This is a genomic window from Clostridium lundense DSM 17049 (assembly GCF_000619945.1).
GTDB lineage: Bacteria > Bacillota > Clostridia > Clostridiales > Clostridiaceae > Clostridium_AO > Clostridium_AO lundense.
Window position 1 is genome coordinate 14,679 of sequence record NZ_JHVC01000007.1, and the last position, 16,379, is coordinate 31,057.

Here is a 16,379-nt window from a genome sequence, read left to right on the forward strand (position 1 = left end):
GGTAGTGAAAAGGGTGAATAAATGGTATTAAATAAAAGAATTATAAGGGAACTTAAAGAAAATATTGGGAAATATTTAGGACTAATAGTATTAGTACTTATAAGTTCTATGTTGATAGTAGGCTTTGCAAATTCCACAGATTGTATTATACATACTGGAAAAAAAGCTGCAATTGAAAATAATCTAGAAGATGGAGAATTTTATGTTGATGATAGATTAAATAATATAACACTCCAAAAAATAAGGACATTAGGAGTTCACATTGAAGAAAACTTTTATGTAGATTATAAGCTTTATGAAAATCAAACTATTAGGATATTTAAAGAAAGAAAAAATATAAATAAAATATCAATAAATAAAGGAAGCAACTTAAATGAATTAAGTGAAATGGTTATAGATGATCATTTTGGGAAAGCCAATGGTTATAAGCTTTTCAACAATTTAACCATTGAAAATAAAAATTTTAAGGTAGTTGGGTATGGGGCAGCACCAGATTACACTAATATTATTCAAAAGTTTGGTGATATAGTACCTAATTCTAAAAGATTTGGTATTGGTTTTATGAATGAAGAGGATTTTAAAAATTTAAAAAACAAGTCTTATTCATATGTATTTAAATTAAATAAAGCTTCCGCCGATAAAGTGAAAAATATTGTTTCTAAAAATGCTAATGTAACAGAATTTATTAAGATAGAAGATAATTCAAGAGCTATAGGATATATAGATGATAGCAAAATAAATAAAAATGTAGTAATAATAATTGGGATTGTATTATGTATAATGGTTAGTTTTATGATTTCTATGTCTATTATTAATTCAATAGATGAAGAAAGCCCAATAATTGGAGCATTATATTCCTTAGGGTATGTAAAAAAAGAAATATTAAATCACTTTATGATTTTACCTATAATGGTTGTTAGTATAGGGGCTGCTATTGGAACTTGTTTAGGATTTGCAATAGAAGAGCTATTATCAAAATCAACTACAGATATATATGCACTTCCTAAAATCGAAAGAATATATTCTCCTTATTTGATTTTTTTAGGTATAATTGTTCCAATGTTAATAGTAGTAGTAATAAACTATTTTATAATTTCTAAAAAACTTAATAGAACTCCTCTTCAATTATTAAGAAAAGAGAAGAAAGCAAGTAAGTTAAATGCTATTAAAATAGGGTATTTTAATTTTGTAACTAAATTTAGGCTAAGAGAGTTTTTAAGAGAAATTAGAGGAAGTATTATTCTTTTCTTTGGAATTTTAATTTCAACTTTTTTACTTGTTTTTGGAGTTTGTATAAATTCTGCTATTAATGAATATGTAAAAAATATTGAAAAAGAAGCAGTATATAATTATATGTATACCTTAAAGCTTCCAATTGAAATTACAGAAAATGAAGGGGTTGAAAAAACTACATTTAAAGGGTTATCACTGTATTTTAAAGATTTGAATATGGATATGGATGTAATGCTTCAAGGGATTAAGGGAAACTCTAAATTTTATTCTTTTAATATATCAGAAGATGATCCTGGTTTATATATATCAAATAGTGTAAAGGGAAAGTTTAATTTAAATGTAGGAGATACTATTAATTTAAAGGATAAAAGCGAAAATAAAGTATTTACCCTAAAAGTAAAAGGAATTGTAGACTATAATTCAGGACTAAATGTGTTTATGAATCAAACCCAATTAAATTTATTACTAAAAAAGGATAAGTCTTATTTCAATGGATATTTATCTGATAAAAAACTTAATATTAATAAGAATTATATATATTCAGAAATAACATCTAAGGATATGGTTAAGTCAGCTAAAAATATGACCTCTATGATGCTACCAACTATTATACTTCTTATAATATTTTCAAGCATACTTTTTATTATAAGTATGTATCTATTATTAAAATTAGCCATTGATAAAAGTATTTCAAGTATTTCTTTAGTTAAAATTTTTGGATTTAATAAGAAAGAAATAAGTAAGTTGTATTTAGGAAGTTCATTATATACTGTATTATTTTCAATAGCTCTTTCAATACCATTAACAGTAAAAATAACAAAAACAATTTATCCAAGCTTAGTAGCCAATGTACAAGCGTATTTTTTAATTAAACTAGAACCTAAACATTACTGCTGTATAATAATAGTAATAATGATTTCATATTTTATTAGCAATATGTTATTAAAGAGATATATTAACTCAATATCATTAAGCGAGGCACTTAAAAATAGGGATTAAAGGTTTATTCTAGGGCAAATGTGATTTATGTATAAAAAGTGACTATAGTATTTAAAGAGGAAAAAATATATAATAAAAAGGGAAGAGAGATTAAATAATAGGAGGAAAAGAAATGGCAGAAATACAACCTAAAATAGTTGCACTTTCAGGGGTGAATACAAGTAATGGAAGTGAACTTTATGAATTCTTAATTTTGAATGATGAGGAAATATTAATATCTTATAAATCTGTAAGGGATAGATTAATTGTAACAAATAAAAGATTAATAGTAATAGATGTTCAAGGAATAACAGGAAAGAAAAAGGAGTTTATGATAATACCATTTTCCAAGATTTCAACTTTTTCTTGTGAAAGTGCGGGAACATTTGATATTGATGCTGAAATGAAGGTATGGTGTTCTGGACTTGGTAGAATAGAGTTTGAATTCATGAAAGGTACGGATATAAAACCTTTATTAAGAATTTTGAGTATGTATGTGTGCTAGTATAAAATATTAATATTTGAATTGAAATTAGAGGCTAAATAAGAAACTTTGCCAATGATAGATATGATAACAGGAGCGGTTTACCTCCAATATGAAAACCTCCACAATATAGGATTGTATTGTGGAGGTTTTTTATATTGTATCTAAAATTATACAAAATATAGAAAAAAGATGAATTTTATGGTATAATATCGAATTAAGTCGTATAAATAACAAAAATACTTAATGTTTTTTTAATATTATAAAACTCAAAATTTAAAAAGAAGATTAATATGCGAAGGGGGACATTTATGGATTATAAGAAAAATTTAGAGTTGAAAAATAAGATTATGTTAGTAGGATTTTTACTTTCGGTAATATTACGAATAATTTCGGATATCTGTCTAAAAGTAGAACCAAAATTTATAGTAATGTTAGCTGTAGTATCAATTCCATTATCTCTAGTAGATGTTATTTTAATAAAAAAGAAATGTATTATTCAAACTATGTACTATACAATATTAATGTATGTATTTGTTATATTTATAATGTTTGTATCAGAACCGAGTTTCGCTAATTTTATTTTAATTTATTATGGCATCATTTTAATAAGTGTATATCAAGACTTAATAGCAATGATAATAGAAGCAATAGCTAGTATAATACTTGTATTATATTTCTTCTTAAACTACAAAAATACTTTGTTTGCTTCTGTTGGATATGAACAATTAGCATTTTTTATATTATCTATTATAGCAGGGTCAATTATATTATCCATTAATGCAATTATGACAAAAACTGTATATAAAAATTTAGCAGAAAATTATAAAGTTATTGAAGAAGCAAAATCTAAGAGTGAGGTATTATTAAATAAAATATACGATATAATAAAAATTTTAACATTAGCTAACGAAAAAATTAAAGGTGGAATTTCTACAACAGGTCAAATAGCAGAAGAAATAGTAACTTCTACCAGTGATGTTGCTAATAGAACAACAGAAGAAGTAGAAATAATGACCAGTATGAAATCATCAATCTCAATAGGTTCAGAAAAGGTAAAAGAAGTTACAAAGGCAATTAAGATAATGGAACAATTATCAATATCTACAGAAAGTGTTGTTTTAGAAGGTGCTAATAAAGTAGACAAACTATCATTAGAAATGAATAATGTAAATTCAAGAATTATAAATGTAGTAAATTTAATAAATGAATTGAGGGAAGAAAACACAAAAATAGTACAGATCATTAATACTATAAATGAGATATCAGAGCAAACTAACTTATTAGCCCTTAATGCATCAATAGAAGCAGCAAGAGCAGGAGAACAGGGAAAAGGCTTTGCAGTAGTTGCAGAAGAAGTAAGAAAACTTGCAGAAAATTCAAAGGCATCTACTGATGAAGTGGAGGTAATATTAAATAATATTTCTAACAGGACAAGAGTAGTATCTGATGAAGTGGTAAGTGAACAAGAGTCTATTGATTTATGTAATAAACATACTAAGGATGTTAAAAATTTATTTCAGGATATAAGTAAAAATACTTCAAATTTATTAAATCACTCAAAAAATGTTAGTTCTCAATCTGTTGTATTAGAAGATTCAATAGGGAATATATTAAATTCAGTAAATGATATTAGTGAAAATGTAGAGACTACAGCAACAGCTATGGAAGAGACATTTGCTGCCATTGATGAGCTTAATAATAGTATAGTGGATATAACTAGCAGTTATAATGATATTGATAATATATGTAATGAGTTAAATTCTATACAAATTTAGGAAAGCTTAAAACAGAATAAACACCTATAAAAATAGCTAGTAAAATGTGGTGAATTTTACTAGCTATTTTTATCTGATGATTGCCTGGTCTAATACTCTCATCTTTTTTAAAGGAGGAGTTAATAAGGATATTGGAAAATATTCCGATTTACCATAATTATCTTAGCAATATGTTATAATTAATAATATAAAAAACTACAAAGTATAGATTGCTAAGTAATTTTTTATAGTGAAGAAATGAATAATAAAAGGTTTTTTATCTATACTTTGAAATATGTTAGGATATATGGCTGGAGGTGTAAAACTTTGAAAAATAAAATAAAAAGGATATTAGCATTTATTATAGTAATTGCTTTTATAGGAACATCTGTAGTATTTTTTATTGATTTTAAGGTAAGAACAGAAGGTAAAAAATATATTGTAAATCCTAAAGATGTTCCAGAGGCAGAGGTGATTTTAGTTTTAGGAGCTTATGTTAAACCAAATGGTAACCTTTGTGATATGTTGCAAGACAGAGTAGATGTAGGAATAGATTTATATAAAAACAATAAAGCTAAGAAATTATTATTTAGTGGAGATCATGGACAAGTTAATTATGATGAAGTAAATGCAATGAAGAAAGTTGCTGAAAAGAAAGGTGTTAAAAAGGAGGATATATTTTTAGATCATGCTGGATTTAGCACCTATGAAAGTATGTATAGGGCAAAAGAGATTTTTAAAGCTAAAAAAATAATAATTGTAACTCAAGAATATCATCTTATGAGGGCAGTGTATATAGCAAGGCAGCTTGGATTAGATGCTTATGGAGTAAATTCCGACCCAAGAAATTATTGGGGAATAGGTAGATATAAAACTAGAGAAATTGCAGCAAGAGTAAAGGACTATTTTAATGTTAATATGATTAAATCAAAACCTAAATATTTAGGAGATGCTATACCTGTAAGTGGAAATGGCATAGTTACACATGATAAGTAGATAATTTAGTCTTTAATATTTAATAAAATAAAAGGAATATTGGTATGGAAAAAATAATATTTAAAGAGGAAACTTGCAAAAATGCTTTAAATAAATTAAAGAGGAGAATACCTTATGGATGGGATTTAAATATTTATAGAGGATGCCAACATGGGTGTAAATATTGTTATGCCATGTATTCTCACAAGTATTTAGGATCAGTAGATTTTTTTAAAGATATTCATATAAAAACTAATATAGTAGATGTATTAGAGAAGGAGTTAAAAAATAATAGCTGGAAGAGAGAAGTCGTAAATATTGGTGGTGTAACTGACAGTTATCAGCCAGCAGAAGGTAAATATAAACTTATGCCTGAAATATTGAAACTTTTTATAAAGTATAAAACACCAGCTATAATTTCAACAAAATCAAAACTTATATTGAGAGACTATGATTTAATAGATAAACTATCAAGAATAACTTATGTTAATATTGCTGAAACAATAACTACTATGGATGAAAATGTTAGAAGAAAAATAGAGCCATTTGGAGCAACAACCTTAGAACGATTTGAAGTTTTAAAAGAGTTTAGAAAAACTAATGCTAGTACTGGTCTGCATGTTATGCCAATAATACCATATATTACTGATAGCTATGATAATTTTAATAATATGTTTAACATGGCAAGTGACTGTAAAGTTAATTATGTACTACCAGGAACCCTTTATTTAAGAGGAGATACTAGAAGGGTATTTTTTAATTTTATAAAAGAAGAATATGCAAATTTATATGAAAAGTTACAAGAGTTATATAGTAAAGGCGGAGCAAGTAAGGAATATAAAGAAAAATTATATCTAGTTGTTAATGAATTAAGAGATAAATATAATCTTTCTAGTAGTTATACTAAGCCAATGAAAGAAAAAATGAATATTAAGGAAAATATTCAAATCTCATTATTTGATAAAGATAACATAAAGTAATAAAAAATGTAAGAGAAATTATGAATACAGTTTGTTTTGTTATTGAGTGACAAAAAATATCGAAAAATAAAATATTTTAACAAAAAATGTTGAAAAATTAAAAATATTGCGATATAATAATATCATCCTAATAATACTGGTATTATTAAGTGTAAACGTTAAATACAACTCTATATTTTTTTACGTGTTACTGATTCGATCAGGCATGAGTAAAAGTTTATATTAGATTAAATCTAATATACTTTTACTCATGCCTTTTGTGTTTAAATGAAATTTAAAAAGGAGATGAGTATATGTTTAAGAAATCATTTGGTGTTTTACAACAAATAGGTAAAGCTTTAATGCTTCCAGTTGCACTATTACCAGTAGCAGGTATATTACTTGCATTAGGTAATGTTTTTCACAATGAGTATTTATTAAGATTAATACCTGCGTTAGGCTCATCAGGGTTTCAATCTGTTGCAGTGGTAATGGAAAATGCAGGTGGAATTATTTTTAGTAATCTTTCATTAATATTTGCAGTAGGTATTGCAGTAGGGTTAGCTGGAGGAGAAGGTGTTGCAGGCCTTGCGGCTATAGTAGGATTTTTGGTAATGAATGTAACTATGGGATTAGTTGCAGGAGTTACTCCTGATATGATAGCTCATAACAAAGCATTTGCAAGTGTAATGGGAATTCCAACACTTCAGACTGGTGTATTTGGTGGTATAATAATGGGTATTGTTGCAGCACAACTATATAAGAAATTTTATAATATTGAGCTTCCTCCATATTTAGGATTCTTTGCTGGAAAAAGATTTGTTCCCATTGTTACAGCATCATCTGGAATAATTGTTGGAATGGTTATGACAGTTGTATGGCCTCACATTCAGAGTGGGTTAAATTCATTCTCACTAAACATGATTGATGCTAATAAAACGGCAGCAGCATTTATATTTGGAGTTATAGAAAGAGCATTAATTCCATTTGGATTACACCATATATTCTATAATCCTTTCTGGTTCCAATTTGGAGAGTATACAAATAATGCAGGTCAATTAGTACAAGGAGATTGGAATATATTCTTTGCTCAGCTTAAAGATGGTGTTCCATTTACAGCAGGTACATTTATGACTGGTAAATTTCCATTTATGATGTTTGGACTTCCAGCGGCAGCATTAGCTATGTATCATGAAGCAAAACCAGAAAAGAAGGCTTTGGTAGCAGGGTTATTAGGGTCAGCAGCATTTACTTCATTTTTAACAGGTATAACAGAACCAATTGAATTTGCATTCTTATTCGTTGCACCAGGTTTATATGTAATTCATTGTATACTTGCAGGTTTCTCATTTATGTTAATGCAGATTTTAAATGTTAAAATAGGTATGACATTCTCAGGTGGTGTAATAGATTTCTTCTTATTTGGTATAGTTCCAAATAGAACAGCTTGGTGGCTAGTAATTATAGTAGGGCTAGGATTTGCTGTGGTTTACTATTTAGGATTTAGATTTGCAATAAGAAAATGGAATTTAAAAACTCCAGGACGTGAGGATGATAATGAGTCAGTAGAATCTGTCAATGCTAAGGGTTCAGATTTAGCGGCAGGAATATTAAAAGCTTTGGGTGGAAAAGAAAACATTACTAAATTAGATGCATGTATTACAAGATTAAGAGTAAGTGTACATGATATAAAAAATGTTGATAAAGCAGAGCTTAAGAAGTTAGGGGCAGCAGGAGTAATGGAAGTTGGGAATAATGTTCAAGCAATATTTGGACCTAAATCAGATCAATTAAAAACACAAATTCAAGATATAATATCTGTGAAAGTAGTGTAATAGTTATTAATATAGAAAATTATAAAGAAACTATTGATCTTTAAAGTAAATATAAAAATAGTAGTATTCTATGAACAATAGAGCTACTATTTTTTTGTTTTTATATAATTAACAAAAAATACATTTATATTTTCCAGAAAAAGTAGTATTATATTAAATATCTCAATAATATGAATGATGATTCATTTAAAGTTGGTAAATACTATGCTAATACTCTAACTTAGGAAGTTGGGAGATTAGTAATGGTAGAAATAGAGTAAATAAATTTTATAAAAGGAGTGGACAACATGAGTAAAAAGGCAACAAATTTAGGTGAGGGTAATATAAAAAAATTACTGCTTAGGCTTGCAGCACCAGCTATAGTTGCGCAGATAGTAAATGTACTTTATAACATAGTAGACAGAATATTTATAGGAAGAATGCCCAGTGGAGAAATAGCTATGGCAGGGGTAGGAATTGCTTTTCCTATTATTATGATAATTTCAGCTTTTAGCGCTCTTATAGGAATGGGTGGAGCTCCACTTGCTGCTATTAAAATGGGAGAAAATAATAATGATAAAGCTGAAGAAATTATGAGCAATAGTTTTTCTATGTTAGTCATATTATCTATTATACTTACTATAGTATTTTTAATATTTAAAGAACCTATTCTTTGGAAGTTTGGGGCCAGTAATGGAACTATTGGATTCGCTAAGGATTATTTAACAATATATCTTATGGGAACGCTATTTGTTTTAATAGCTATAGGTATGAATCCTTTTATAAATACTCAAGGATTTACCAAAATGGGAATGATTACAGTAGTTATTGGTGCTATTATAAATATAATTTTAGATCCAATATTTATATTTGGATTAAATTTAGGAGTTAAAGGAGCAGCTATAGCTACGGTTATGTCACAGTGTGTATCTGCTATATGGGTGGTATTTTTCTTGTTTGGAAAGAAAAGTATAATAAAGATCAGAAAAAAATATTTGGTTCCTAATAAAAAGGTGATTTTATCCATTATAGCATTAGGTGTTTCACCATTTATAATGCAATCCACAGAAAGTTTAGTACTTATATCTATGAATAATAAATTACAGGCTTATGGAAGCGATTTAGCTGTAGGGGCAATGACTATAATGAGTAGCATTATGCAAATAATATTTCTTCCACTTACAGGATTGACTCAAGGAGCTCAACCTATTATAAGTTATAATTTTGGTGCGAAAAAAATAGAAAGAGTTAAGAAAACTTTCAAATTATTAATATCATGCTGTATAACATATACAATAATTATGTGGGGATCTTTAATGTTGTTTCCAGAAGTATTTGTAAGCATATTCAATAAAAACCCTGAACTCTTAAAAATTACTTCTTGGAGTATAAAAATATACTTTGCAGGTATGGGCATATTTGGAGCTCAAATAGCTTGTCAACAGACATTCTTAGCATTAGGGCAGGCAAAGTCTTCTCTTATGTTAGCATTACTAAGAAAAATAGTGTTATTAATACCACTTATATTTATTCTTCCATTATTTATACAAGATAAATTATTTGCGGTATTATTAGCAGAACCTATAGCAGATATAACTGCTACAATGATAACTGTTATAACATTTACTATGTTTTATAAGAAAACTTTAAGTAAAACTTGTTCAGAGGAATGTAGAAGTAGCTGTGTACAGAACTAGAATTTAATATATTAACTATACTTAACAAGTATTATAATATTAAGAAAATAAATATTTCATATGTAACAGTTAATAAGGGGAGAGTGTTTATAATGGATAAAATAGAGTTAACACTAGAGGATGTAGAGGTAATACTTGAAAAGCATAAAGCTTTTTTTAATACACAGGAAACTAAAAGTATAGATTTTCGTATTGAACAATTAAAAAAATTAAAATGCGGTATAAAAAAATATGAGAGTAGAATTTTAGAAGCATTAAAAAAAGATCTACGAAAAAATGAAGTTGAAGCATATATTACTGAAGTTGGATTTGTGTATAACAGCATTGAAGAGGCAATTAAGAATTTAAAGAGATGGGCAAAACCTAAAAAGGTAAAAACACCCGTTGTTTTAATGCCAGCAAAGAGTTTTATAATAAGTGAACCCTACGGAACGGTTTTAATAATTGGACCATATAACTATCCTTTTCAACTTATTATTGAACCATTAATAGGTGTAATTGCAGCAGGAAATTGTGCAGTACTTAAACCATCAGACATGTCACCAAATGTATCTTCGGTAATTATGCAGTTAATAGGGGATACATTTGAAAATAGATATGTAAGTTGTGTAGAAGGATCAATAGAAACAAATACAGCACTTATAAATTCTCATTTTGAATATATATTTTTCACTGGCAGTATAGCCGTGGGAAAAATAATAATGGAAGCAGCAGCTAAAAATTTAGTACCAGTTACGTTAGAACTAGGTGGAAAGAGTCCAGTAATAGTAGATGGTAGTGCAGATATTAAATTGGCAGCAAAGAAAATTATTTGGGGAAAAACAGTAAATGCAGGTCAAACCTGTGTGGCTCCAGATTATGTTGTTGTACATAATTCAATAAAAGATAAACTTATAAAAGAAATGGAAATGAGTATTAAAGAATTTTTCGGTACAGATATTCAAAAAAGTGAGTCCTTAGGTCGCATTATTAATGATAAACATTTTAATAGATTAAAAAATATACTAGAGAAGGATAAAGAGCAGATAATTTATGGTGGAAAATATGATGAAATAGAAAAGTATATTGAACCTACTATAGTAGAGGTTTCATCATGGGATGCAGCAAGTATGGGTGAAGAAATATTTGGACCTATTTTACCTATAATGACCTATATAAACTTAGATAAAGTAATAAATGATATAAAAAAGCAGCCAAAGCCATTAGCTTTATATTTATTTACTACCAACAAAAATGTGGAGAATAAAGTTTTAAGTCAAATATCTTCTGGAGGTGTTTGTATAAATGAAACTATAACTCATTTAGCTAATTCAGCGCTTCCTTTTGGGGGAGTTGGAAATTCTGGAATAGGATCATATCATGGGGAACAAAGTTTTATAACTTTTTCCCATAGAAAAAGTGTTTTAAAAAAGAGTAATAGATTTGTTAATAAAATGCTTTTCCCACCATACAATGAAAAACAGTTAAATCTTATTAAGAAATTTTTTAAGTAGATGGTAAAAATGGAATATAAAGAAGCTGTTGAAGTTAAGATTTTTAGAAAAAAGTAATAATATTTTAATGCCAATTATCATTAAATGATTAAATCTATATATTAGTTTTAAAATCAAAAATACAAACATAAAATGAATTAGTTATTATGTTTGTATTTTTGATGAAAGGTATAAATTGGTATGAAAAATATTAATATAAAGAAATTCTTTGAATTTGAAAAGGGGATTAAAGGAAATATTATTATCTTAGTAGCTTCAATTATACTAATATATTTACTTATTTCATTATATTTTGCTAATCATTATTTTTTTAATACAGTAATAAATGGAGTAGATGTATCATTAAAAGCACATGATGATGTAGATGATACTATTAGAAATTATATTAAAGATTATAAGTTACAGCTGATTGAAAGAAATGGGGAAATAGAAGAAATAATAGGACAAGATATAGGAATGCAGTACAATGAGAAAAATACTGCTTATAAAATTTATAAAATGAAAAATTCTTTTAAGTGGATAAGTTCCTTATTAAATAAGCAAGAATATTATATAGGTGATTTATTTGTCTATAATGAAGATAAATTACAAAATAAAATAAATAGATTAAACTGTTTAAATATAGATATTATAGAGTCACAAAATGTAAGTTTTAAGTATTTGAATGGTTCATATGAAACCGTTAAAGAGATATATGGGAATAAGATATATAAAGATAAACTGGATGAGGCTATAGAAATGAGCATATTAGAAGGAAAAACAAAATTAGATTTAAATAGAAATTTTTGTTATGAAAATCCAAGGTATACCTTAAAATCCAATAAAACTTTTAAAACTAAAAATTTACTAAATAAATATGTAGGAACAAAAATTACTTATGTATTTGGAAGTAAAAATGAAATGTTAGATGGAAATATAATAAATCAATGGCTTAGTGTTGATGAAAATTTAGATATATTAATAAATAAAAAAGCAGTTAATGAATATGTACAAAGATTGAGTAAAAAATATGATACAGTTGGAATAGGAAGAAAAATTAAAACATCAACAAATAAAATAGTAGAAGTTAAGGGTGGATTTTATGGATGGAAAATTAATTATGCTGATGAAGTAAAAGCGTTATTGGAAAATATTAAACTTGGTGAAGTAATAAAAAAAGAACCTATATATGTTCAAAAGGCTTTATTTAGGGATGAGGATGACATAGGGAATACTTATGTAGAAATTAACATAACAAGACAACATTTATGGTTTTATAAGGATGGAGAGCTTATAACAGAAGGGGCTGTAGTAACAGGTAATCCTAATAAAGGAAATGGGACTACTGTTGGAGTGTATATGCTTAATTATAAACAAAAAGGAGCAACTTTGACAGGAGAAAACTATAGTTCAGAAGTAACTTATTGGATGCCCTTTAACGGAAATATAGGGATACATGATGCAAGCTGGAGACATTCTTTTGGAAAGAATATATATAGGAGAAATGGAAGCCATGGATGCGTAAATACCCCATTACATTTAGCTAAAACAATTTTTGAAAATATAGAAGAGGGAACTCCCATTATTTGCTATGAAGAATAGAAAAACAGGAAGCCTCTAGGATATATAATTAAATTGTGAATACAATTTTAATAAATTAGAAAGAGTAAAGAGCGGCTACGCCCCTGGATAATGATTTCCTCTAAAGAATAACGACTTCTTAGGAGTGAAACTCCTAAGAAGTCTGTTGATAGGCTTCAGTGAGAGTAAAAACTCCGCCTGAATCCAGGAACTTTGTCTATATAACTTAAATTAAATCATCTAAGCCATTAACTGTAGTTTGTTCATGCTCATCAATAGGAATAACTATGCATTTTTGACCATCAATTATTTGAGATTTTATTTGAGGTATTTTTTCAGGTTTTACTTGAAGTATAACATCATAGTGAGAAGTAGCCTTATTATCTTCTGAATTTGTATCGTCAGCTTCTTCTAAAATCACATTATCATCATCAACTTCTGTAGATAGGTGAGTTTCATTATCTACAGCCGACTCTTGTTTAACTTGATCAAGTCTAGCTTCAAGCATTTCTACTTTCTTTTCAAGTTGTTTTTCCTTTTTTCTTTGGGCATTTGCTTTAAGTACTTTTGAGTCAATTAAATTCTCTGCTAAAGGCATGTCTTCACCAAAGTTTTCTACATAAGATTTTTCAATTTTAGTAGTAGCTTCTTCAGGAACTCCGCTTTCTATTAAAAGATTTTGTATATCCTTTTGTGTTAAGGTTATAGGTTCAGCGTCTGTATCATCATATATTTCATTGTGTTCATCTATCATAGCAGTTAGGTTCTCTTGTATTTCCATAAAAGTTTCCTCAGCTTTTTTTTCATCAGTATCAATATAATCTTTAATAATTGTTTGGAAGGTTTCTTTTTGGATAGAGGCAGTCTGTTTTGAATAACAACCTAAAGCCTCTTCCATTAGTTCAGGATGTGGATCCTTTGCATTTTTAGTGTAATACATAATAGAGTTAACATCTGAACCACGATTAATAAAAGCTGGGAATATAAAGCCGATAGTTGGAAAATTGACTACCCAATCTCTAATACGTGCTTTAATTTTCTGTTCTTCTTCAAAGTATCTAAGTCCAGGATCTGAAAGTGAAACAGGACATATTGCACATAGAATATATTCATATATTTCTTCAGACTCATCTATTTTAGCATTATCAGTGGTTTTAGTAATAACATCATAAGCATCATGAAAAACTAGTATTAAAAAATTACCGGTATAATCATAACAATCTATAATGGAGTTATAAAAATCTTGAAGAAGAGCATCATCTTTTAATCCGCTTTTTTTAAGCTGCATAAGAGAAATTTGTTTTTCATTTTCAAGATTTTCATTAAGTGGAAAGTTAAGCTCCAAAATATTATTGCCAATAGTTCCAGATAGGACTTTTTTAGCAATTTCTAAATACTTAAAGTACTCATCCTCCTCTAAATTTAAAAAGCTTTCTCTAAAATTTAAAATGATATTTTTTTCGCCATTAACATAGCAACCACACATTTTAGTGAAGGTGCAATGATCTTTCTTTAAACGTTTTTTTAACTCAAGTATATCTTTTTTTCTCATATATAAACCCCTCCATCTAGTCTTTTCTATTTATAGGTATTAATTATAAGGCAACTCATTGTCTTATTTATTTTAATAATTAAGTTTATGTAAGCCAAATTAATAGTTAACCACTCACTTAAGTATAGTATTTTTTTTATATTAATTAAAGATTTTAAATGAAAAATGAATATATATTTCTTAAACTAGGTTGTAATCAAATGACTATATTACCTGCAAAAACTAACATCAATTATGTACTATTGGTTAAAAGTTACGATAAATTAATAATATATCTAAATAAATCCAGATGGAGGAGGTAATACAAGATGGGTTTCTTGAATAAATTATTTAGCAAAAAATTGGATTTACAGTCCCAAGATGCATCTAGCATTTATACGTTTTATATTGAGGATATATTTACAATTAAAACAGTAGGCTGTATCGTAGTTGGTATAGTAAAAGGTGCAGATATTCGAGTCGGTGACGAAGTATATATTATAGATACCAATGGAAATAGGCTGCAATCCAAAGTCATGGGGATGGAAAATCCAAGAGTAGGGAAAATGAATATAGCACCTGTTGGAAGCAATGTGGGCATTCTTTTGTCTGATATTGAAGCAAAAGATTTAAATAGAGGTGATATTTTAACTAATGAAAAGAAAATTAATTAGGGGTGGTTTAATTGAAGGAAGTTTTGTCTGACTATATTGAATGGTGTAAGAAACCTTGTAAAGAAAGTGAAGCTATAGAAATTAAGAGCCTTTATGGAGATGAAAGGTTTCAAAAGTTATATAAATATACTGAGGAAAATCCTGATGTTATAGGAGATGTATTAAAAATACTAGGCAGTTTCTTAAAGGAAATGGATATATCAAAGGCATGTGCCACTGCCCATTTTTGTGGAGCATTAATTGAAGGAAGTAATATATTTGATATAGGAAATAATTTAGTAGATCTATTTGAAAAAGTAATTAATTTAAGTGCTGAATGTATAACTAAAATTCCAGATATAGATAATGCAGATTGGAATATATTACTTAAAAACTTTCCAAATGAAGTTAAGGCTTATCATGGTAGCGAACTATTAACACTGGCAGTTATGACTGTTATTGCAAGAAATCCGGAAAGTCGTTATTATTTGAGAGAAAAGAAGTTATATAAAAAATTAGAATTTTTAGAGCCATATGTAAAATCTATAGTATATGTAATATTTGTACATGATGCTTGTTATGATTTAAAGGTATTAGTATTAGCACCAGAAACAAAAAAAGGTTTTTTGATGAAAGCTTATGACATTCATAATTGTTTTTATCTTTTTACATTGTTAGAAGCAGAGTTATATAGAAAAGGCTGGCATAAAGATTATGAACTTAAAGATTATATTTTTAATGAAGAAATTTATAATACTGCTATAGGGGCTTTTTATCCTAAAAAAACATACACAATAGAAGCACATTGTTCCTATCAAACTTATTTTGCAATAAATGGACAAGAAGAAGAAAAATCAAATTTAAGCAACATGATTTTTGGAGAAATGCCTCCAGAGTATCTTCCAAAACATAAAGGATGTCCTATTATTATTATGAAGGAAGATAATATAAAGGGACGCAGAAGCTGGGATAGTAATTTTTCTTTTAAATGCCATGATGGACTATCACCTCATATAGAAATTTTAGAGAAGCTAACAGAAAAAGAAGTAGAAGAATGGATAGATAGTTTATTAAATAAAGAACAAGAATAGATTACATACTGTAAGGTGAGTAAATGATTTAATAAAGTTTTTAAAAGATAATTGAATAGAAGCATATAAAATGGCCAATTAAAGTGTTTAGTTATACTTTGGATTGGCTGTTTTTATTGTATTATATTTGGTACTTGCAAAATATTATGAATAA

The 16,379-nt window shown here is 27.6% G+C and carries 12 protein-coding genes; 11 read left to right on the forward strand and 1 reads right to left on the reverse strand.

The annotated features are described in order from the left end of the window. The first annotated feature begins 21 nt into the window (after positions 1–21). From T514_RS0108880 to T514_RS0108920, 9 genes are all read left to right on the forward strand, one after another. On the forward strand, positions 22–2,232 hold the full coding sequence (locus tag T514_RS0108880; RefSeq protein WP_027624454.1) for an FtsX-like permease family protein: 2,211 nt from the start codon (positions 22–24) through the stop codon (positions 2,230–2,232). 112 nt (positions 2,233–2,344) lie between these two features. Further along, complete coding sequence (locus T514_RS0108885; RefSeq protein WP_027624455.1) at positions 2,345–2,716, forward strand: PH domain-containing protein; 372 nt, start codon at positions 2,345–2,347, stop codon at positions 2,714–2,716. Positions 2,717–3,006: 290 nt separating this feature from the next. Next, positions 3,007–4,473 carry a methyl-accepting chemotaxis protein gene (locus tag T514_RS0108890; protein ID WP_027624456.1) on the forward strand — a complete coding sequence of 489 codons (1,467 nt, stop codon included), beginning with the start codon at positions 3,007–3,009 and terminating at the stop codon, positions 4,471–4,473. 306 nt (positions 4,474–4,779) lie between these two features. Next, on the forward strand, positions 4,780–5,448 hold the full coding sequence (locus tag T514_RS0108895; RefSeq protein WP_027624457.1) for a SanA/YdcF family protein: 669 nt from the start codon (positions 4,780–4,782) through the stop codon (positions 5,446–5,448). A gap of 44 nt (positions 5,449–5,492) precedes the next feature. Beyond that, positions 5,493–6,407, forward strand: coding sequence for an SPL family radical SAM protein (locus T514_RS0108900; RefSeq protein ID WP_027624458.1), 915 nt, complete (start codon positions 5,493–5,495; stop codon positions 6,405–6,407). 293 nt (positions 6,408–6,700) lie between these two features. Next, a complete protein-coding gene (ptsG, locus tag T514_RS24270; protein WP_084284454.1) occupies positions 6,701–8,221 on the forward strand; it encodes a glucose-specific PTS transporter subunit IIBC in 1,521 nt (506 codons plus the stop codon). Positions 8,222–8,508: 287 nt separating this feature from the next. Beyond that, complete coding sequence (locus T514_RS0108910) at positions 8,509–9,897, forward strand: MATE family efflux transporter (protein ID WP_027624459.1); 1,389 nt, start codon at positions 8,509–8,511, stop codon at positions 9,895–9,897. A 92-nt stretch (positions 9,898–9,989) separates the two neighbouring features. After that, positions 9,990–11,390 (forward strand): aldehyde dehydrogenase, encoded by a 1,401-nt coding sequence (locus tag T514_RS0108915; RefSeq protein WP_027624460.1) that lies wholly within the window; start codon positions 9,990–9,992, stop codon positions 11,388–11,390. A 180-nt stretch (positions 11,391–11,570) separates the two neighbouring features. Continuing rightward, positions 11,571–12,971, forward strand: a complete 1,401-nt coding sequence (locus tag T514_RS0108920) for a L,D-transpeptidase family protein (RefSeq protein WP_027624461.1) — start codon at positions 11,571–11,573, stop codon at positions 12,969–12,971. Positions 12,972–13,176: 205 nt separating this feature from the next. On the opposite strand, the gene T514_RS0108925 is transcribed toward T514_RS0108920, so the two are convergent. Beyond that, positions 13,177–14,502 (reverse strand): DUF4317 domain-containing protein, encoded by a 1,326-nt coding sequence (locus T514_RS0108925; RefSeq protein WP_027624462.1) that lies wholly within the window; start codon positions 14,500–14,502, stop codon positions 13,177–13,179. Between the two features lie 308 nt (positions 14,503–14,810). Between T514_RS0108925 and T514_RS0108930 the strand changes: the two genes are divergently transcribed. After that, positions 14,811–15,155 (forward strand): hypothetical protein, encoded by a 345-nt coding sequence (locus tag T514_RS0108930; protein WP_027624463.1) that lies wholly within the window; start codon positions 14,811–14,813, stop codon positions 15,153–15,155. A gap of 11 nt (positions 15,156–15,166) precedes the next feature. Then, positions 15,167–16,225 carry a hypothetical protein gene (locus T514_RS0108935; protein ID WP_027624464.1) on the forward strand — a complete coding sequence of 353 codons (1,059 nt, stop codon included), beginning with the start codon at positions 15,167–15,169 and terminating at the stop codon, positions 16,223–16,225. The last annotated feature ends 154 nt before the right edge of the window (positions 16,226–16,379 follow it).